This is a genomic window from Salegentibacter maritimus, from assembly GCF_016236915.1.
Classification (GTDB): domain Bacteria; phylum Bacteroidota; class Bacteroidia; order Flavobacteriales; family Flavobacteriaceae; genus Salegentibacter; species Salegentibacter maritimus.
Map to the genome: position 1 here is coordinate 39,843 of NZ_JAEHOK010000019.1, position 20,419 is coordinate 60,261.

A 20,419-nucleotide genomic window follows, 5' to 3' on the forward strand; every position below is an offset into this window, starting at 1 on the left:
TTTATCGGTTATTTTGAATTTATGTCAAAATCTAAGTGTCTTATTGAAGACATCATAGACACAGAAAGAAATTTGGCTTAACGACAATTAAACTTTCCAAACAGCCTCTTTTTTTATCGGTTCATTTATCGTAATATTGCAATAAACAATTTATATGGGGCTTACAAAATCTGAAATGTTTACAAGGTCGCAAAACGAACTTGCTGGTATCGCTAAAGTACTGGGCCATCCCGCACGGATTGCAATTTTGCAAGAAATAATAAAATCTAAATCCTGTATTTGCGGTGATTTGGTGCAGGAAGTAGGGCTGGCGCAACCTACCATTTCCCAACATCTAAAGGAATTAAAGAATATTGGGCTAATAAAGGGTGATATTGAAGGTACGCGCGTGTGCTATTGTATTAATACTAAAAAATGGGAAGAGGTGAAGCAGCTTTTTCATAGTTTTTTTGATACGCATATTCCAATGAATGATGATTGCTGCTAATTCACTTAAACTAAATAAGCATTATTGTTCTTTCTAAAAATTTTAAATTTTCCTTTTAGGTAAATTACCTCTGGGCAAGCCCAAGAGGTATCCGTTGGAAACAAATTTTACTTTCGCGGCAAGCCTCGGGGCATTACACCCTTTGGCGGTGCCAATAAAAATTCTATCTGTTTATGACTCAAAAGAAAATGGGATTTCTCGATAAATATCTAAGTTTATGGATTTTTCTGGCCATGTTTATAGGGGTGGCTATTGGTTATTATGTTCCGCAAAGCGCCGGTGTTATAAATTCGTATAGTGTAGGTGCTACCAATATTCCTATCGCCATTGGATTAATTTTAATGATGTATCCCCCTTTGGCTAAAGTAAATTATAAGTATTTACCGGGCATTTTTAAGAATATAAAGATCCTTGGTATTTCCTTATTACTTAATTGGATAATAGGGCCTTTATTGATGTTTTTTCTAGCTATCATTTTTCTTCAGGATCATCCCGAATATATGGTTGGGCTTATTTTAATTGGGCTGGCCCGTTGTATCGCAATGGTTTTGGTATGGAATGATCTTGCTGAAGGTAGTAGCGAATATGGCGCCGGTTTGGTGGCTTTAAATAGTATTTTTCAAATATTCTTCTATAGTTTTTATGCCTGGGTTTTTATTACTGTTTTACCACCCTATTTTGGGTTTGAAGCTGCCATTGTAGATATTTCAATAGGAACCATTGCAGAAAGCGTTGCTATTTACCTTGGTATTCCTTTTCTGGCAGGCTATTTAAGTAGGGTGTTTTTGGTTAGGGTCAAAGGCGAAGACTGGTATAAAAACAAATTTCTTCCGGCAGTTTCTCCACTTACCCTTATCGCATTACTATTCACCATTTTGGTTATGTTTAGTTTAAAAGGAGAAACCATAGTAAATATTCCGGTAGATATTGTTTTAATAGCTATTCCTTTAGTGATTTATTTCGTCTCAATGTTTTTTATAAGTTTCTTTATTTCGAAATATTTTGGAGCTGGTTATAAACAAAATGCCTCCATTTCTTTTACGGCAACAGGTAATAATTTTGAACTTGCTATTGCGGTAGCTATTGCGGTCTTCGGAATAAACAGTGGGCAGGCCTTTGCAGGTGTGATTGGGCCCTTAATTGAAGTTCCTGTTTTAATAGGCCTGGTTAGCGTGGCATTTTGGCTGAAACAGAAATATTATCCGAAAGAAAAATTAGGCTAATGGCTGAAATCTATGATGTAATAATAATTGGAGGTGGGCAAAGCGCACTTGCCTGTGCTTATTACGTGAAAAGAACAAGCCTGAATTACCTAATACTTGACGAGCAGGAAACTTGCGGCGGGGCCTGGCAAAAAACCTGGGATTCTTTAAGTTTATTTTCCCCGGCAGAGCACGCTTCGCTTCCGGGTTGGTTAATGCCAAAAGCTAAAGATAAGTTTCCCGATAAAAACCATGTAATTAACTATTTGTGTGCGTATGAAGAACGATACGATTTTCCAATTAAAAGGCCGATAAACGTCACAAATGTGGAAAAAGAATTGGCTGTATTCAGGCTTAAAACTTCGGAAGGGGAATTTTTTTCAAAGTCAGTAATTTCGGCTACCGGAACCTGGAATGCACCTTATATACCCAAAATTGAGGGAATGGAAACTTTCCGCGGAAAACAAATTCATTCATCGCAATATAGAAATACAGATAAATTAGAGCATAGGAAGGTACTTGTTGTTGGGGAAGGAAACTCTGGCGCCCAAATTTTAGCCGAAGTTTCTAAAGTGGCACACACCAGTTGGGCCACTTTAAAAGAACCTGAATTTTTACCAGACGATGTAGACGGTAGCGTGCTTTTTAATGTGGCCACAGCTAAATATAAAGCTGAAAAAGAAGGGAGGGAATTTAATCCCAAAAATTATAATCTTGGCGATATTGTTATGCTTCCTGCCGTTAAGCAAGCCAGGGAAAGAGGAGTACTTGTAAGTAAAGGTAAGTTAAGCGGATTTACGCAAGATGGCGTGATTTGGGAAGATGGAACACGGCAAGTGTTTGATATTATTATTTGGTGTACCGGTTTTCACTATGCTACTAATCATTTAAAAAATATTGCCCATTTGGATGAGAAGGGGAAAATTAAAACTGAAGGGACAAAAGCCAAACAAACAGAAGGACTTTGGCTGGTAGGTTATGGTAGATGGACGGGGTATGCCAGCGCTACTTTAATTGGGGTTGGTAGAAGCGCCCGGGCTACAGTAAAAGAGCTAACCGAATATTTAAAGGGTCTTTAATTTATACCTATACAATAATAAGTTGAACAACCTAAAAATTTACTGTATTATTGATATTTCATGCTTTGGCGGTGCCAATAAAAAAGGAATTTTTTTAGGAGGCAATGAACTAAAGATATTCTTCTAATCAGGCTTCTATGATGGAGTAAATGTTATGATTTCTTAAAGAAGTGCGAAAAAACCTATAATACACCGTAACTTTACCGATAAAAAAGCATCAAATTTGCCCAATATTATTCCCAATTACTGGCAGGAATTCCTGAAATACCTTAGAAGTACCGACTTTTCTAAAGCTATGGTGCTTACCTTGTCTATTGGTTTGCCGGTAGGGGTTTCTATTTGGTTGGGGAATTCTGAAATAGGTTCGGTATTGGCAATGGGAGCTTTATTAAGTTCGCCCAGTGATATCCCCGGTAGCTTTAGGCATCGCAATTTTGGAGTTATTATAGCAGCCTTGCTGGCGGGAATAGTTTCGATAATTATGGCCTATGCATCAGCTTATCTCTGGCTGGTTTTCCCGCTTTTGGGACTTTTAATGTTCGGGATAGCTTATTTGGCTGTTTATGGATTTAGGGCTTCCCTGGTTGCTTTTGCCGGACTATTTGCCATAGTGTTAAGTTTTGCCAATATTTCTACTGAAATTCTTCCCTGGGAACGCGGACTTCTTATTACTGCCGGTGGAATTTTCTATTTATTATTGAGTAATCTTTGGACTCTTATAAAACCTAAACAGCATACAGAACAACTTTTGGCCGAATGCCTCGAGCTAACTGCGCAGTACCTTAAAACAAGGGCACATTTGCTTACTGAAACAGGGGAGCGCGAAAAACTTCAGAAAGAATTATTCTTGCTACAAAGCGATCTTAACGAGAAACACGAAAGCCTTAGAAACCTTCTAATAAATGCGAGGCGGGCTTCCGGAAATTCTAATTATGCACGTAAGAGATTGCTTATTTTTATAGAATTGGTAGATATCCTGGAATTGGCCATGGCCAATCCCGTAGACTATAATAAAATGGATGAAGTTCTAGGGGAAGACCGGGAACTGCTGCATCGATTTAAAAAATTAATTAAGAAGATTGCTTTTCAACTGGATGAAATTTCTATTGTTATAGAAAAGAAAAAAGAAGCTAGCTCCAAAGAAATTAGGGCGTATTTAAAAGGGATAGAGAAGAACTTTAAGGAAGTTCGTGGGCTTATTGCTTCCGATAATACCGAAAAGGCCTTTTTGCTTCAAAATCTATTTGATTATTTAGAAAAGCAGGGACAAAAAATTAATACCATTATTAGGGTATTGCATAATTTAGATACCCGGGAAACTACTTTGTTAAAAAATAAAGAAGTTTCGCAGTTTATTACCCCACAGGATTATGACCCCAAACTTCTAATTGAAAATTTTAATTTTGGCTCGCCAATTTTTAAACATTCATTAAGGCTTGCTATCGTTGTTTTAGTAGGTTTTGGTATTGGACTATATTTTTCTTTTGAAAATGCTTATTGGATAATTCTCACTATAGTGGTAATTATGCGCCCAAATTACGGGCTTACCAAAGATCGTTCTAAACAGCGAATTCTAGGAACCCTAATAGGTGCCGTTATTGCCCTGGGAATTGTTTTGGTAGTTAAAAACCAGGTTGTGTACGGTGTTTTAGGCCTGTTTTCGTTAACCCTGGCATTTTCCTTATTGCAGCGTAATTATCGTACTGCGGCTGTTTTTATAACCTTAAGTATTATCTTTATTTACTCCCTTTTAAAACCCGATGTTTTTAGTGTGATTCAATTTAGGGTGATAGACACTGTTTTGGGGGCCGGCCTGGCTGCGTTGGGGAATATTCTTCTTTGGCCTGCCTGGGAATCACAACATATTAAAAGTGTGATTGCCGAAAGTATAAGGGCCAATAAAACTTACCTGCAAGAAATTGATGCTTTTTATCATAAAAAAGGCAGTTTGCCAACTTCCTATAAGCTTTCCAGAAAAAAAGCATTTCTGGAAATGGGTAATTTAAGTGCCTCTTTTCAAAGAATGACGCAGGAGCCAAAATTTAGACAAAAGGAATTAGGGCAACTTTATAAAATTGTAGGTTTAAACCAAACCTTCCTTTCTGCACTGGCCTCGCTAGGAACTTTTATTCAAAACCATAAGACTACGGCTGCTTCAAAAAATTTCGAGATTTTTGTTTTTCATATTAGCACCAATTTGGAAAATGCCAAAATGGGCCTTGAAGATATCAGGCAACTACAGGATGTTGATCCTACCCGAACTCAAAAAGCAGCTTCAGAGTTGTTTAAAACCTATAAAAAACTACTTCTAGAAAGAGAAAACCAGTTAAAAGAAGAATCGGGAAAAGGTCAAAAAGAGGTGCAGTTAAAATTACAGGAAGCGCAATTAGTTAGCAGTCAATTACAATGGTTGTTGGAGATTTCAGAAAACCTTCAAAAAACTATAGCGAAAACAAAATTCAGCTAAATGAGTAAACGCCAGTTAAAAAAATACCTTCAGGATTTACCAAAAGAAGAATTGGAAGAACAAATTATAGACCTTTATGAGCGTTTTAAACCCGTAAAGGTTTTTTACGACTTTGTTTTTAATCCACGAGAAGAAGAACTTATACGGAAGGCTAAATTAAAAATATCTAAAGAATATTTTCCGGAAACCAGGCGTAAACCTAAAGCCCGTAGATCTATAGCTCAAAAAGAAATCAAGCATTTTCAGCAGCTTGGTGTAGAACCACATTTAACAGCAGACCTTATGCTTTTTAATATTGAAATTGCCCAAACATATGCTGAAGAAAAAAATAATTTGAAAGAAGCATTCTGTAAAAGTATGTTTAAATCTTTTGAAGAAGCGGTAAAGTTTATTTTAAAAGAAGGTATCCTACCTGAATTTAAGCTTAGGATCTTAAAGATTGCATCCGAAGCCGAACGACAAAAATGGCCTAATTCATACAGGTTTGAAAAGATAGAAATGCAATTTCAATAAATACCTTTTATAACTGACTTTTATATTTGAGTGGATATTTAGAGAGAGGCTTTTATAAGTAGAAGAGAACTTAATATTTTTATTTCGTATAGAAATTAAATAGGCTCATTGAAAGCATTTATAATAAATTAGGTAGAATTTGATTTGCTATTGTTTACTTTTGGAATAAAACGAAAAGTACCTTTCTAAAAATTGCAGTTTTAAATGAGCCAGAGTGAAGTTATAGAGAAAATAAAGGCACAAAAAAATTTACCAAATTTAAAATTCAGTATTAAGGAAAAAACTGAAGCCTTTACCAATAACCTATTTTACACGTTGTTTGATGAAGAAACGCCTGTAAAAGAAAATATTAAAAAGTTAGGAGAAGATTTTGAAGAACTTGCAGATTTGGTGTGCTGGGAGCCAGATACCCCCTGTAGGGATATTTGGCAGGAATATTTAGATAGATTGCCCGAAATTTTAAAAAAACTACATAAAGATGCCAGGGCAATTTCAGAGAATGATCCTGCAGCAAATTCCATAGAAGAAGTTATTCTTTCTTATCCCGGTTTTTTCGCTATAGCTATTTATCGTTTTAGCCATGAGTTTTATAAATTCGGTCTTCCACTTGTGCCACGTTTAATGGCCGAGTGCGCACATGCCCTTACCGGAACAGATATTAACCCGGGAGCGCATATTGGTACACCTTTCTTTATAGATCATGCCACAGGAGTGGTAATAGGTGAAACAGCGGTTATAGAAGATAATGTAAAGATCTACCAGGGAGTAACCCTGGGGGCACTTTATGTAGATCGCAATTTAAAAGATGTAAAAAGGCATCCTACCATAGAAAAAAATGTTACAATTTATGCGAATGCTACTATTTTAGGAGGTGAAACAATTATAGGGGCCAATAGTGTGATAGGAGGAAATGTATGGTTAACGGCTTCTGTGCCTAAAAACTCCATGGTTTCACATAATCCACAAATCAATATAAAAAATACGAATAGATAATGAATAATTCTATATTAGATTTAATAGGAAATACACCTTTGGTGAAAGCCCAAACTTTAGTTGAAAACCCAAAGGTGGAACTCTACTTTAAGCTTGAAGGTCAAAACCCGGGAGGAAGTGTAAAGGATCGTGCAGCCTATAATATGATTAAAAGTGCACTAGATAGGGGAGACATAACCCGGGAAACTAAACTTATTGAAGCCACAAGCGGAAATACCGGTATAGCCCTTGCTATGGTAGCTAGGATATTTAAATTAGATATTGAATTGGTAATGCCCGAAAATTCTACCATAGAACGTGTACAAACTATGCGTGCATATGGAGCTAAAGTTACACTTACAGATGCCGAAGGGGGTATTGAAGGAGCCAGGGATTATGCAGAAACTAAAATGGCCGAAGGTGATTATTTTATGATCAATCAGTTTAGTAATAATGATAATTGGCAGGCCCATTATCATACTACCGGACCAGAAATTTGGAACGATACCCGGCATAAAATATCGCATTTTGTTTCTTCTATGGGAACTACCGGAACCATTATGGGAACTTCTACCTATTTAAAGGAAAAGAATAATGAAATTCAAATTGTTGGGGTGCAACCAACCGATAACTCCAGAATTCCCGGAATTAGAAAATGGCCCGAAGCCTATCTTCCTAAAATTTTTGTACCTACAAAAGTAGACCGAATACTGGAGGTAAGTGAGGAGGAAGCTGTTTCAATGACTAAAAAACTGGCCGAAGAAGAAGGGATTTTTGCCGGTATGAGTAGTGGAGGTGCCGCTGCTGCCGCTCTTAGACTATGTAATGAATTAGAGGAAGGTGTTGTTGTTAGTATAGTTTGCGATCGTGGGGACCGTTATTTATCGTCTCATATTTTTGATTAAAATAAATACTCCGGAAATTGAAAAAAAATTTCCGGAGTGAATATAGAAGCTATTTAAGTGGCTTTGTTGGCAAAACCAATGGGTATAATACCCGGCTGCTTGCCTCGAAATTGAAATTTGTTTCAATAAATTTCTTTTGAACTTACCCCGAGGTGTTTTACTCTAAAGTAGCTACAGCATAACCTGTGGCGTCTCTAGTAACATTCATTTTTACATTTTTCTTGTTTTTACCATTTTCAAGTTTCACTTTATAATATTCTTTATCAATAGTCCATCCAGACTTTGTAAATGCCAAATGTTTGGTTCCTACAATACTGTAACCTTCATTAGCTCTTAAGATTTTTACAAGGGTTCTATTTGGTAAATTAACGTCTACAAAGCGTTGGTTACTGGAAATAACCTCACCATTTCTATTATAATTTACTTTTAGTTTACCTTTATTGGTAATAAAACTTACGGTATATTTATCGTAGCCTTTATCCTGATTGGCCTCAATAAAATCTTCAATGCTAAAATTTTCTCTTGCATATTTTAAAGGATTAGCGTGAAATTGTCCAACGTAGTCTTCACTAACCTGAAATGTTAGTGAATTTGATGTTTCGTCAATTTCCAGAGACTTTGGATTAAAATCCATCCTTAATTCGTCTAGCTTAATTATGCCTTGTGAATATACCATTCCCACAATGGTGAAACACAATAGGCTTAAGATTAACTTTTTCATAATATTTTATTTTAGAGATTAATAAATAATTATATGCCAAAAGTAATCTTCTCTTAAGCCCAATAAAACTACCTAAGTAGCAGTATTTCAAGCTTTAATAGTTTTTAACGGTTGTTTATTAATTAGTTGCTTTCTTTAAAAGTAGTGGTAAGTTAATTACTTCCATTTTTTTTCGGCTTATTTTCAAAATACCTTCCTTTTTAAAATTTTGGAAATGCCTGTTAACTACAGCTCTTGTAGAGCCTATTAAATTTGCTATTTCGTCGTTAGAAAGATCATGTATATACTCTAGCTTTTGAGATTCATGATTCAGGTTTTTTAAAATTAACCTTGCAAGACGTGCCGGAATTTCGAAAAAAGTATGATTAATAGCATAGTCTTCAACGCGTAGAAGCTGTTTCCCTATGTATGTTAGCAGTTTTTCATTAAGCTCGGGATATAATTTTAACCATTTTTGCATGGTAAAGGTAGGGGTCGTTAACATATGTACTTCCTCTAAAGACTCGTAATAAATTTTATGATTACAATTATCAACTAAAGAAATTACATCAAAAAAATCGTTTTGCTTCAGTAAAAACAGGGTAAACTCCCTACCAGTTTCTTTGTTGGTTTGATATACCTTTAAACGTCCTGAAATTATAATATGAAATTTATGCTTTAAATTTTTGCAGTTGCTGCAAGTGCGTGCCGGCCAAATCTCCTTTACAAAGTTAGAGGCGATTTCAGCCAGAGTTTCCTGCTTAAAATCATTAAAAAGAAGGTTATTACCTATAACATCTAAGCCACTCCTGTTTGTACTACCGTTCTTATTCATAATCAAGCAGTTTGAAAAAAATGAGTCAACCGGGGAGAGTAGAAATAAGTTCTAAATTTAATAAATTCTTCCCTTTTAATTCGTATTTGTTTCCTAAATATTTCTTTAAACCTAAGAAATCAGCTATTTTTGCAAACTTGCAGATTTGAACAAAAATTATGGCGGTGGAAACCTTTGGAATAGAAGATAAGAAAGTAGATAAACAACTTTATGACTATCAACAAAAAGATATAGACAAAATCTTTGGTGTGATAGATAAGCATCCTGAACATTATAACCTTCTTTATCAGTTGCCTACAGGCGGTGGTAAAACGGTTATATTTTCACAAATGGTGCGGGAATATATTCAACGAACTCAAAAAAAAGTACTTATTCTTACCCATAGAATCGAGTTGTGTAAACAAACCTCTAATATGCTAGATGGGTTTGGGGTACGTAACAAGATTATTAATTCTAAGGTAAAGGAATTACCAGACCAGGAAAATTACATGTGCTTTGTAGCCATGGTAGAAACCCTGAACAATCGTCTACACGACGAGAAATTGGAGATTCAGGACATTGGTTTGGTAATTATAGATGAAGCCCATTATAATTCATTTAGAAAACTATTCAAATTTTTTGAAAAATGCTTTATACTTGGAGTTACGGCTACACCACTTAGCTCCAATATTAAGTTGCCTATGAAAGATAATTACCGCGAATTAATTGTAGGTGATTCTATAGGCTCTCTTATTGAAAAAGGCTTTTTGGCCCGGGCAAATACCTTTAGTTACAACGTAGGCCTTACGAGTTTAAAGGTAGGAATGAATGGAGATTATACCGTAAAATCTTCTGAAGAATTGTATTCTAACATTTCTATGCAGGAAAAGTTGTTAAATGCCTATTACGAGCGTTCCCGCGGTAAGAAAACACTTATTTTTAATAATGGTATCAATACGTCAATAGAGGTCTATGAAACCTTTAGAAATGCAGGTTTGCCTATTCGGCACCTGGATAACACCACTAGTAAACAGGATAGAAAGGATATTTTAAAATGGTTTAAACATACGCCTGACGCTATTGTAACCTCCGTTAGTATTCTTACTACCGGTTTTGATGAACCTACGGTAGAAACTATAGTTTTGAATAGGGCTACAAAATCATTAACCCTTTATTTTCAAATGATTGGTAGAGGATCAAGGGTCTTACCGGGAAAATCTGAATTTAACGTGATAGATTTAGGTAATAACCTAGCAAGATTTGGCGAATGGAGTGCCCCGGTAGACTGGAAACAAATTTTTAGAGCCCCAGATTTCTATTTTGAAAATTTATTGAGTGATGAAGAAATAGAGCGGGAATTTAAATATGTAATGCCTCCCGAAATACGAGAGCAATTTTCTAAATCCGAAAATGTAGATTTTGATGTGGAAGAAGCTTATGATGAGGTTATAAAAAAAGGATTAAAATCGAAGGCGGTTTTAGAATGGTCTATGGAGCAACACGTAAAAATGTGCGTAGAAAATTCTGAAGATGTTTTTGATGCTCGAATTTTGGCCAAAGAACTAAAAGACGATATTGCTTCAAGAATTAAACAATACTCTTATTGTATTAGTAAAAGTACCAAGAATTATCGCGATTGGCTGGAAGAGGATTACTCGAGAAAACTGAGAATGGCCATCAATAAAGAATTTTAGAAGCAAATTACCTCTCCTGGTAAGCTTTAAATGCATTAAATCTCGAAGATCGAGTGCATGGGCATTATTAATTAAACAATATTTAAATAAATTGTTTAATTAATAATGCCTTTTTTACAATTTTATATCAGCTATGGACCTTTTATAGTACTTTAGTAAGTTTGTTTTCTATAGCTTCTAGTCTTTATCTTTCCCACCAAAAAGGCGTTTAAAGAAGCCTTTCTTTTTCTCTTTTTTCTCCTCTTTTTCAGGTTTATCCTTATCGCTTCCACCAAATAAACGTTTAAAAAAACCGTCTCTTTTTACCGGATCGCAATCCAACATTTCACTAATTTCAGAAGAGATAGGAGCAAACCGGGCTTTTGTGATATCGTTAAAGCTGGTATCCATATTCAGTTTTTGCATGAGTTTAGCAAAAATTGGTAATGCCGAATTTGCTCCCTGGCCAATATAGGTGTTTCTGAAGCCTATTCTATGGTCGTCGGCACCAACCCAGGTAACTGCAAGTAGGTTGGGGGTAATACCCACAAACCAGCCATCTTTGTTGTTTTGTGTAGTACCTGTCTTGCCCGCAATATCATTCCTTAATCCGTAAGTGGTTCTTAGCCTGGTGGCCGTTCCCTGGTTTACCGTAGCTTTCATCATGTTTATCATGATTTTTCGGTTGGTTTCAGAAATAGATGGGGCCTCTGAAATTTCAGGCTTAAATTCAGCTAAAATGTTTCCCTGGTCATCTTCAATTCTGGAGATATAAAAAGGCTTACTCGTTTTTCCATTATTCACAAATGGCGTATAAGCCTTGGTTAACTCGGTTAGACTTAAAGAAGCCGTTCCCAATGCGATTGATGGAACTTTGGGGAGTTCAGAATTTATACCCATAGCTTTTGCCTGGTTCACTACCGCTTGAATTCCTGTCTCCATAAGTACTTTAACGGCAATAGTATTCATAGACTTACTTAGCGCTTCCTTTAAGTTATAATTTATATGCGGATCTTCTTCATCACCTCCTGAATTAGAAGGAGTCCAGCCATTGGCATAACTTACTTCTCTTGCCGAAAAGTAGGTGCATGGATCCATCCCATTCTCAAGGGCTGCGGTGTAAACAAACGGCTTGAATGTAGAGCCTACCTGGCGCTTACTTTGTGAAACATGATCGTATTTAAAATATCTAAAGTCTATGCCGCCAACCCAGGCCTGTACTGCACCGGTTTGTGGTGTAACGGCCAGCATCCCTGCGTTTAGGAATTTTAAATAATGTGCTACACTGTCTTTAGTGCTAATATTTCTAGTTTCAACTTTATCGTAATCAAAAAGTTCTATTGATTTTTTTCTATTTAAAATTTCCAGAATTTGGTTCTCACTTTTGCCTTCCGTGGCCAGTTTTTTCCAGGTCGAGGTTTTCTTAAGGGCTTCTTTTACTATGTTTTGATTTGTTAACCAGGGGGCACTCTTTCCCCAGGCTTCTTCGTGCTGTTTTTGAAGAGCCCGCAAATGTTCTTTTAATGCCTCTTCGGCCAAACTTTGCATTTTATAATTTAAGGTGGTGTGTATACTTAAACCATCTCTATAAATATTAAACTTTTTACCATCCTTGTTTTTTAATGTATCCAGGATTTTACTCAAGTCTTTTCTTATTTGCGCCCTAAAATAGGGAGCCAATCCTTTATCGTGACCATAGTTTTTGTAATTAAGAACCAATGCTTTTTGCTTTGCTTCATTTACTTCGGCCTCTGTTAAATAGCCATACTTTCCCATTTGTTCTAAAACAACATCCCTTCGCAACCGACTTCTTTCAGGGAAAATTCTTGGATTATAAGAATGGGATGCTTTTAATGTGCCTACTAAAACGGCGGCTTCTTCAAGATTGATTTCTGAGGTATGTTTCCCGAAGAATTTCATAGAAGCACTCTCTATTCCGTAGGTATTATCACTAAAAGGTACCGTATTGAAATAAAGTTTGAGAATATCTTCTTTTGAATAGATATCTTCCAGCCTTTTTGCGATAATGGCTTCCTGAAATTTATTGACAACAATTCCAAGCGGTCCATAATCTTTTCTTCCGTAGATATTTTTTGCCAATTGAAGGCTAATAGTACTACCACCACCGGAAGAATCGTCCTGAAGTAGAATAGATTTAAAAAGCACCCTTAGAAGACTGCGGTTATCAATTCCGTTGTGTTCAAAAAAGCGTGCGTCTTCAGTTGCGACCAGTGCGTTAATTAAATGACTGGGAAGTTCTTCAAATGTAATGGGTTGCCGGTCAAAAACATAAAATTTCCCAATAAGTTCACCATTATCGGCCAGAACCTCTGTAGCCCTGTTTTGTCTGAGTTCTTTTAATTCGGTAGAGGAAGGGAGTTCACCCCAGGCTCCAAAATAAATGCTGGCAAAAAATATTATAAAAACGCTAAAAAGACTTACCAGAGTTATGAAAGCCCATTTAAGCCAGGGTTTCCTTTTAATTTTATTGAGCATAGTAAATTTTATTGTTACAAATAAACAAATACCATATAAAAAGGGTTTCCTATTTAAAGATTTTTTAAGTTTTTAAAGTGCAGGTTTTCAGGTGTATCTAAAATTGGCTATAAAAAAGCCGGTCACAAATTACATTGTGCCGGCTAAGGAATAATACATTTCATAAAGAATTTATTTTAAGATCAACACATAGGTTGATGGTTTAAATGCCAGTTGTTTCTTGTAAAATTTTCCTGAAATTTAATATTTGGCTTTTTCCCATATAACTGGCAATCTCTTACGCTTCCAAAATTTCGGTTGATATATTCGTGGATTTTCATAATGTTAAGTTTTTTTAGTAACGACGTTTTATATCCCAGTTACTACGATGGTTTGATTTTAACTGATTTAAAAAAGGACGATTGTTTTGAAAGGTTTTCATAATTTCTAGGTTTTAGGATTATCTTAAATAGCGTCTTTTACTATTCCAGTTTTTCTTAGTACTATTTTTTTCCTGATTAAAAAATGCTCTGCTAATGGTTTCTGAAGTTTTCATAATTTCTAGGTTTTAGGATTATCTTAAATAACGTCTTTTACTATTCCAGTTTTTCTTAGTACTATTTCTTTCCTGATTAAAGAGTGCTCTGCTAATGGTTTCTGAAGTTTTCATAATTTCTATAATTTAAATGTTATACCTAATAGACTGTTAGTAATCTTGTTTGTTACAGTACTATGTTATAAACAGTACTAAATTAACTTATTTTTAACAAATTAGGGGGTTTTTGACGGGTTTTGGACTTGCTTTTTAAGCTAATTTTTAAATTCGTCTGTTAATAATATTTAATTATACAGGCAAAGCTTAGGAATAAACTTACTTTAGGATCTTATTCTAGAAACCTTATGAAAATGAATAGAATAATTTTGGGGATTATAGCTGCAATTTTTATTGTAGCCGGACTTATATACTGGATCTTTAAGGACAATAGTTATATTTCTTTTGATGATGCTAATAAAACCTATTCTATTGAAAAGAAGTGGGAATTACCACCCATTCTAGAAGAAATTTCAGGTATCAGTTATTTAGGAAATAATGAAATGGCTTGTATCCAGGATGAAGATGGTACCATCTTTATTTTTAATTTGGAAACCTCAAAAATTACATCGCGCATTGAATTTGGAGAACCTGGCGATTACGAAGATATTGCTGTTCTGGAAGATACGGCTTATGTACTTAGAAGCGATGCCAAAATTATTGAGGTTAAAAATTTTAGGAGTAAAAGTTTTAAAACGAATAGTTATCAGGTATCGGGATTAGATATAAATGATGTAGAAAGTTTGGAAATAGATAGAGTAAATAATCGTTTGCTCTTTGCTGTAAAAGAATATAATAATCGTAAAGCTATTAAGGAAATTTATGCTTTTAATCTTTCTACTAAAACTGTAGAAGAGCAAACTTTTGTAAGCCTGGATGGTGAAGCTAAAATCTATAAAGATTTAGTAGGGGGGAAGGCATCACAGGTAATTAGGCCCTCTGCCATAAGGTTTCATCCAAAAACGGGAGAATTATATGTTTTAGAGGGAAATCAACCAAAACTTATTATCCTCCAAAAAAATGGAACAGAAAGTAATATTCATATTTTAGACACAGAGACTTTTCCGCAACCCGAGGCTTTAGATTTTGATGAAAAAAACCGCTTGTATATTTCTAACGAAAGCCGAAGACAGCCTGCAAATATTTTAAGAGTTAAACTAAATAGCAAATAAGGTTTATGGCCGATTCTATAGAGACCACTTCAGTTAAGAAAAGTAAAGCACCCCTAATAGTATCAGGAACTATAATAATTGCCCTTGTTGCGGCTTATTTTTTTATTCCCGGAGTTAAAGATTTTTTTTCAGAAGCCTGGAGTGTTTTAACCAGTAACGATGAAGAAAGAATAACCAATTGGGTTTCAGAATTTGGATGGCTGGGACCAACAGTTCTTATTTTGGCCATGGTGGCACAAATGTTTTTAATAGTAATTCCATCGGTTGCGTTAATGGTAGTCTCTATTCTGGCTTACGGACCTATCTTTGGAAGCTTAATTATTTTTGCTGCAATTTTTTCGGCTTCTAGTGTAGGTTACTTTATAGGAAGGTATTTTGGTCCTGTGATCGTAAAGAAATTAATTGGCCCAAAGAATGAAAATAAAATAGAAGATTTTATTGAAGATTATGGCTTTTGGGCAGTTATTGTAACCAGGATAAATCCGTTTCTTTCTAACGATGCCATTAGTTTTGTAGGTGGCATTCTTAAAATGGGCTACTGGCGTTTTATTGGAGCCACACTGGTTGGAATCGCACCATTAACTATTTTTATAGCCATTATAGGAAAAAGTACAAGTGGTTTAAAAACCGGTCTACTCTGGGGGTCTATTGTAAGCTTAATAATTTTTATTTTATATGTTTGGTGGGATAAAAATAAACGAGGGAATAAAAATTAGCTCAAGTATTTAATTTAGAAATTATTTACCTGGTAACCTAAATTTATTGCTGAGAGGTTTATCTTGAGACCTGAAAAATCTACTAAATGGCCATCTGGCTTTAGCATAAAATAATTTATCTCCTTCAAATTAAGTATTTTAATTTCTATCACTTATCTTTGTAAAAGTTTAAGCTGTATCCTAACAGGGATTCTTAACTTTCTTTACATATAGATGGTTATTAGCCTTGCCACTACCGGTAATCTCTTCAGGTAATTCCAAGCTTACTCACCTAATTATTAATTAAACATAACTAATGGGCAAATCGCAGCAGACATTTAGTAAAACTGAAAAAGAAAAAAAGAAAATAAAAAAAAGAAAGGAGAAGGAGCTTAGAAAGCAGGAGCGAAAAGAAAACTCAAATAAAGGAGGTAGCTTTGAGGATATGATCGCTTATGTAGATGCAGATGGTAATCTTACTGATACACCACCAGATCCTTCCCAAAAGGTTGAAGTTGAAGCCGAAAGTATAGAAATTGGTATTCCTAAGAAAGAAGATTTACCAGAGGAAGATCCTGTAAGAAATGGAAAGGTCTCCTTTTTTGACCATTCTAAAGGTTTTGGATTTATAATCGACTCAGAAAATAACGAAAAGTATTTTGTTCACGTTACCGGATTAATCGATGAGATTAATGAAAATGATAAGGTAAGCTTTGAACTTGAAAAAGGAATGAAAGGTATGAATGCTGTACGAGTAAAACAGCAGTAGACCTATAATAACAATAAGGTTTGGTAATGCATATTGCTAAACCTTTTTATTTTTCCCAATCTTTAATAAAAGTTTTAGGCTTTGTGGTGGAATAAATACGAAGTGCTACAGTGTTTATTTTTACATTCAGGAGATTGTAGTTTTTTAGAATTAAAAATTAGGATCAGCTTGATACTGAGCCATTAAAATTAGTTTTAAAACTTATAGGCTACGATAATACCGTGACTATTTCCTAGTATCCCATTTTTTAGGCCGAAGTTATAGTAGTAAACAAACTTAAAATTTTGTAAGGCATAAATTCCACCTAGAAAATTTATAGAATGGCTACTTCTATATCCAGTACCAATTTCAAACTTATTTTTAAAATTTACGGCAATATTCGCATCTATTTGTAATGGTGCTCCATTTTCATATTTTAAAAGTGCGCTAGGTTTAATCATAATTTTCTGAAATCTATTGGTGAAAAAACGATATCCGAAATAACCATAAAACGGATTACTCAGGTTCAAATCATTTCTTGATGCTAGTTTATCGCCTAAAATATTGGGAGCTGAAACTCCCAGATAAAAGTTTGCCCTATTGTATAAAATACCCACTCCCATTGTGGCAATATGGGCATGTATGTTTTCATCAAACTTAGGATCATTGGTAATGCCCAAATCCAATAAATTTTCATTAAACTGTTGCACGCCAGCGGTAATACCAAAGGACAATACATTCTGATCGTATACTTGCCAATAAGGCCGATTATTCTCCACATCGAAAAATATTTTATAAGAATAGGCCACAAATGCTCTTGTACTGGTGGTTACCCCTATTTTATCGTGCAAAACTGCTGCTCCCAAACCCATTTTATTGTTGTTAATGGGTGTATGGAAACTAAAACTAAGTGTTGTTGGGCTCCCTTCTATATTATTTAAATACCCATAATTGCTTATAGACGCTTCAGGGCTTTCAGCAATTCCGGAATAAGCAGGATTTAATATAAAAGGATTGTAATTATATTCCGGGAATAAAGCGGTTTGTTGTGCACTAGAAATATAGGTGCATATAAAAACAATAAAACAAGTGGTTATGGCCGTTTTATATTTTTTAGTCATGTAAACTTTCTGAGCCATTTATTTCTATTTAGTTATTTGAATAGTAACAATCATTTTTCTTAAAAATCCATAGAGGATCTTTAACGCTTTAAGACTAGAAAGCCTTTTAATTTTTTAAGTCGATGGTTTTTAGTGATATTTTCAATGGTAAAGAAATACGTGCCTGAAGGTAAGTTGCTACCTCCAAGTTTGGTTGATTTGTTAGCTATTCCTCTAAAAACATTGTTTTGATTATTATAACCTTGAATACGGAATACAATATCTCCCCAGCGATTATATATGGAAACTATATTGTTAGGATGATTCTCTATTCCCCCAATAACCCAATAGTCGTTAATACCATCATCGTTAGGTGAAAAGCCATATTTTGTTTCGCTTACAATAATATTAGTAGTTTCTGTGGTGAAGCTTATTTCTGTACATCCTGTAGCATTACCAATAGCATTAAAAGGAGTAACCGAAACATAGATTGTGGTATTTTCAGGGAAGTCGGTTGTAGGGCTATAACTAGTTGTTGTTGTCAGCTCGGTATTATTTACCAGATCATTTCCTCCTGGATTTGTACCAATATTTATATAATATCCATCGGCATCTTGTACAGCATCCCAGCTAATATTTTCACTGATGCTAACCTCGGTTGTACCGTCTACCGGACTGGTAATTGTAGTACAATCCGGAACGCTCGGATTTGCGAAGCTTTCTGTGGTAAAACTTATTTCTGTACAAGCTGTGGCACTTCCTATCGAATTATACGGGATAACCGAAACATAGATAGTGGTATTTTCAGGGAAATCGGTTGTAGGGCTATAAGTTGTTGTTGTCAGCTCAGCATTATTTACCAGGTCATTTCCTCCTGGATTTGTCCCGATATTTATATAATATCCATCGGCATCTTGTACAGCATCCCAGCTAATATTTTCACTGATGCTAACCTCGGTTGCACTGTCTACCGGACTGGTAATTGTAGAACAATTTGGAATGCTCGGATTTGCGAAGCTCTCTGTGGTAAAACTTATTTCTGTACATCCTGTGGCACTTCCTACCACATTATAAGGAGTAACCGAAACATAGATAGTGGTGTTTTCAGGGAAATCGGTTGTAGGGCTATAAGTTGTTGTTGTCAGCTCAGCATTGTTTACCAGATCATTTCCCCCTGTAGTTGTCCCGATATTTATATAATATCCATCGGCATCTTGCACAGCCTCCCAATTAATGTCCTCATTGGTGCTAACATCGGTTGCACCGTCTACCGGACTGCTAATTGTAGTACAATTTGGAATAGTAGCTATAGTTTCCGTGGTAAAGCTTATTTCTTTACAGCCTGTGGCATTTCCTACCTCATTATAAGGAGTAACCGAAACATAGATAGTGGTGTTTTCAGGGAAGTCGGTTGTAGGGGTATAACTAGTTGTTGTAAGGTCGGTATTATTTACCAGATCATTTCCTCCTGGATTTGTTCCAATATTTATATAATATCCATCGGTATCTTGTACAGCATCCCAGCTAATATTTTCACTGATGCTAACCTCGGTTGCACCGTCTAGCGGACTGGTAATTGTAGTACAATCCGGAACGCTCGGATTTGCGAAGCTCTCTGTGGTAAAACTTATTTCTGGACATCCTGTGGCATTGCCAATAGCATTATAAGGAGTAACCGAAACATAGATTGTGGTATTTTCAGGGAAATCAGTTGCAGGGCTATAACTTGTTGTTGTCAGCTCGGTATTATTTACCAGATCATTTCCTCCTGGAGTTGTCCCGATATTCACATAATATCCATCGGCATTTGGTACAGCATCCCAGCTAATATTTTCAGTGATGCTAACATCGGTTGCACCGTCTACCGGACTGCTAATTGTAGTACAATTTGGAATAGTAGCAATAGTTTCCGTGGTAAAACTTATTTCTGGACATCCTGTAGCATTACCAATAGCATTATAAGGAGTAACCGAAACATAGATTGTGGTATTTTCAGGGAAGTCGGTTGTAGGGCTATAATTTGTTGTTGTCAGCTCAGCATTGTTTACCAGATCATTTCCCCCTGGAGTTGTCCCGATATTCACATAATATCCATCAGCATTTGGTACAGCATCCCAGCTAATATTTTCACTGATGCTAACCTCGGTTGCACCGTCTAGCGGACTGGTAATTGAAGTACAATTTGGAATAGTAGCAATAGTTTCCGTGGTAAAACTTATTTCTGCACATCCTGTAGCATTGCCAATAGCATTATAAGGAGTAACCGAAACATAGATTGTGGTGTTTTCAGGGAAGTCGGTTGTATGGCTATAAGTTATTGTTGTAAGATCGGTATTATTTACCAGATCATTTCCTCCTGCAGTTGTCCCGATATTTATATAATATCCATCGGCATTTGGTACAGCATCCCAGGTAATATTTTCACTGATGCTAACATCGGTTGCACCATCTACCGGACTGCTAATTGTAGTACAATTTGGAATAGTATCAATAGTTTCCGTGGTAAAACTTATTTCTGTACATCCCGTAGCATTACCAATAGCATTATAAGGAGTAACCGAAACATAAATTGTGGTATTTTCAGGGAAATCGATTGTAGGGCTATAAGTTGTTGTTGTAAGCTCGGTATTATTTACCAGGTCATTTCCTCCTACAGTTGTTCCGATATTTACATAATATCCATCGGCATCTGGTACAGCATCCCAGCTAATATTTTCACTGATGCTAACCTCGGTTGCACCATCTACCGGACTGCTAATTGTAGTACAATTTGGAATAGTATCAATAGTTTCCGTGGTAAAACTTATTTCTGTACATCCCGTAGC

General features: G+C 35.6%; 17 protein-coding genes. 11 read left to right on the top strand and 6 right to left on the bottom strand.

Annotated features, from left to right (window positions below):
- Positions 1-154 precede the first annotated feature (154 nt).
- The 7 genes from I6U49_RS13390 to cysM all read left to right on the top strand — a co-directional run bounded on the left by I6U49_RS13390 (position 155) and on the right by cysM (position 7,625).
- Positions 155-487 carry an ArsR/SmtB family transcription factor gene (locus I6U49_RS13390; protein WP_193709443.1) on the top strand — a complete coding sequence of 111 codons (333 nt, stop codon included), beginning with the start codon at positions 155-157 and terminating at the stop codon, positions 485-487.
- A gap of 173 nt (positions 488-660) precedes the next feature.
- Positions 661-1,710 (top strand): ACR3 family arsenite efflux transporter, encoded by a 1,050-nt coding sequence (arsB, locus tag I6U49_RS13395; protein WP_198629192.1) that lies wholly within the window; start codon positions 661-663, stop codon positions 1,708-1,710.
- Positions 1,710-2,768, top strand: coding sequence for an ArsO family NAD(P)H-dependent flavin-containing monooxygenase (locus I6U49_RS13400; protein ID WP_198629193.1), 1,059 nt, complete (start codon positions 1,710-1,712; stop codon positions 2,766-2,768). The genes arsB and I6U49_RS13400 overlap by 1 nt, the downstream gene beginning before the upstream one ends.
- A gap of 223 nt (positions 2,769-2,991) precedes the next feature.
- A complete protein-coding gene (locus I6U49_RS13405; RefSeq protein WP_232804722.1) occupies positions 2,992-5,235 on the top strand; it encodes an FUSC family protein in 2,244 nt (747 codons plus the stop codon).
- A complete protein-coding gene (locus I6U49_RS13410) occupies positions 5,236-5,748 on the top strand; it encodes a DUF6155 family protein (RefSeq protein WP_198629194.1) in 513 nt (170 codons plus the stop codon). It abuts the gene before it with no gap.
- A 204-nt stretch (positions 5,749-5,952) separates the two neighbouring features.
- Positions 5,953-6,741, top strand: coding sequence for a serine O-acetyltransferase EpsC (gene epsC / locus I6U49_RS13415; protein ID WP_193709447.1), 789 nt, complete (start codon positions 5,953-5,955; stop codon positions 6,739-6,741).
- Positions 6,741-7,625 (top strand): cysteine synthase CysM, encoded by an 885-nt coding sequence (gene cysM, locus I6U49_RS13420; protein ID WP_198629195.1) that lies wholly within the window; start codon positions 6,741-6,743, stop codon positions 7,623-7,625. Before epsC ends, cysM begins: the two co-directional genes overlap by 1 nt.
- Before the next feature lie 157 nt (positions 7,626-7,782).
- Here the strand turns inward: cysM and I6U49_RS13425 are convergent, their stop codons facing one another.
- Positions 7,783-8,346, bottom strand: a complete 564-nt coding sequence (locus I6U49_RS13425; RefSeq protein WP_198629196.1) for a hypothetical protein — start codon at positions 8,344-8,346, stop codon at positions 7,783-7,785.
- 118 nt (positions 8,347-8,464) lie between these two features.
- Entirely contained in the window at positions 8,465-9,160 is a 696-nt protein-coding gene (locus tag I6U49_RS13430; protein WP_198629197.1) for a Crp/Fnr family transcriptional regulator, read from the bottom strand.
- A 158-nt stretch (positions 9,161-9,318) separates the two neighbouring features.
- Here I6U49_RS13430 and I6U49_RS13435 point away from each other — a divergent pair, with 158 nt between their 5' ends.
- Positions 9,319-10,833, top strand: coding sequence for a DEAD/DEAH box helicase (locus I6U49_RS13435; RefSeq protein ID WP_193709451.1), 1,515 nt, complete (start codon positions 9,319-9,321; stop codon positions 10,831-10,833).
- A 177-nt stretch (positions 10,834-11,010) separates the two neighbouring features.
- Here I6U49_RS13435 and I6U49_RS13440 read toward each other — a convergent pair whose 3' ends face one another.
- Together I6U49_RS13440 and I6U49_RS13445 are read right to left on the bottom strand one after the other, a co-directional pair.
- Entirely contained in the window at positions 11,011-13,308 is a 2,298-nt protein-coding gene (locus I6U49_RS13440; protein ID WP_198629198.1) for a penicillin-binding protein 1A, read from the bottom strand.
- Positions 13,309-13,490: 182 nt separating this feature from the next.
- Entirely contained in the window at positions 13,491-13,628 is a 138-nt protein-coding gene (locus I6U49_RS13445; protein WP_198629199.1) for a hypothetical protein, read from the bottom strand.
- 565 nt (positions 13,629-14,193) lie between these two features.
- Between I6U49_RS13445 and I6U49_RS13450 the strand changes: the two genes are divergently transcribed.
- From I6U49_RS13450 to I6U49_RS13460, 3 genes are all read left to right on the top strand, one after another.
- Complete coding sequence (locus I6U49_RS13450; RefSeq protein ID WP_198629200.1) at positions 14,194-15,051, top strand: SdiA-regulated domain-containing protein; 858 nt, start codon at positions 14,194-14,196, stop codon at positions 15,049-15,051.
- 5 nt (positions 15,052-15,056) lie between these two features.
- Positions 15,057-15,767 (top strand): TVP38/TMEM64 family protein, encoded by a 711-nt coding sequence (locus I6U49_RS13455; protein WP_193709454.1) that lies wholly within the window; start codon positions 15,057-15,059, stop codon positions 15,765-15,767.
- 295 nt (positions 15,768-16,062) lie between these two features.
- The gene (locus I6U49_RS13460) at positions 16,063-16,515 is read left to right on the top strand and encodes a cold-shock protein (protein ID WP_193709455.1); all 453 of its coding nucleotides are present in this window, start codon (positions 16,063-16,065) and stop codon (positions 16,513-16,515) included.
- Between the two features lie 194 nt (positions 16,516-16,709).
- On the opposite strand, the gene I6U49_RS13465 is transcribed toward I6U49_RS13460, so the two are convergent.
- Positions 16,710-17,633: a PorP/SprF family type IX secretion system membrane protein gene (locus tag I6U49_RS13465; protein ID WP_232804723.1), complete on the bottom strand. Its 924-nt coding sequence runs from the start codon at positions 17,631-17,633 to the stop codon at positions 16,710-16,712.
- Positions 17,634-17,695: 62 nt separating this feature from the next.
- A partial coding sequence (locus tag I6U49_RS13470; RefSeq protein ID WP_198629201.1) for a T9SS type B sorting domain-containing protein occupies positions 17,696-20,419 on the bottom strand: 2,724 nt, incomplete at its 5' end.

Coding starts and splice junctions, on each gene's coding strand:
- epsC (WP_193709447.1), top strand. CDS start 5,953: ATGAGCCAGAGTGAAGTTATAGAGAAAATAAAGGCACAAAAAAATTTA.
- I6U49_RS13425 (WP_198629196.1), bottom strand. CDS start 8,346: ATGAAAAAGTTAATCTTAAGCCTATTGTGTTTCACCATTGTGGGAATG.
- I6U49_RS13400 (WP_198629193.1), top strand. CDS start 1,710: ATGGCTGAAATCTATGATGTAATAATAATTGGAGGTGGGCAAAGCGCA.
- I6U49_RS13450 (WP_198629200.1), top strand. CDS start 14,194: ATGAATAGAATAATTTTGGGGATTATAGCTGCAATTTTTATTGTAGCC.
- cysM (WP_198629195.1), top strand. CDS start 6,741: ATGAATAATTCTATATTAGATTTAATAGGAAATACACCTTTGGTGAAA.
- I6U49_RS13445 (WP_198629199.1), bottom strand. CDS start 13,628: ATGAAAATCCACGAATATATCAACCGAAATTTTGGAAGCGTAAGAGAT.
- I6U49_RS13430 (WP_198629197.1), bottom strand. CDS start 9,160: ATGAATAAGAACGGTAGTACAAACAGGAGTGGCTTAGATGTTATAGGT.
- I6U49_RS13440 (WP_198629198.1), bottom strand. CDS start 13,308: ATGCTCAATAAAATTAAAAGGAAACCCTGGCTTAAATGGGCTTTCATA.
- I6U49_RS13435 (WP_193709451.1), top strand. CDS start 9,319: ATGGCGGTGGAAACCTTTGGAATAGAAGATAAGAAAGTAGATAAACAA.
- I6U49_RS13410 (WP_198629194.1), top strand. CDS start 5,236: ATGAGTAAACGCCAGTTAAAAAAATACCTTCAGGATTTACCAAAAGAA.
- I6U49_RS13460 (WP_193709455.1), top strand. CDS start 16,063: ATGGGCAAATCGCAGCAGACATTTAGTAAAACTGAAAAAGAAAAAAAG.
- I6U49_RS13465 (WP_232804723.1), bottom strand. CDS start 17,633: ATGGCTCAGAAAGTTTACATGACTAAAAAATATAAAACGGCCATAACC.
- I6U49_RS13455 (WP_193709454.1), top strand. CDS start 15,057: ATGGCCGATTCTATAGAGACCACTTCAGTTAAGAAAAGTAAAGCACCC.
- arsB (WP_198629192.1), top strand. CDS start 661: ATGACTCAAAAGAAAATGGGATTTCTCGATAAATATCTAAGTTTATGG.
- I6U49_RS13390 (WP_193709443.1), top strand. CDS start 155: ATGGGGCTTACAAAATCTGAAATGTTTACAAGGTCGCAAAACGAACTT.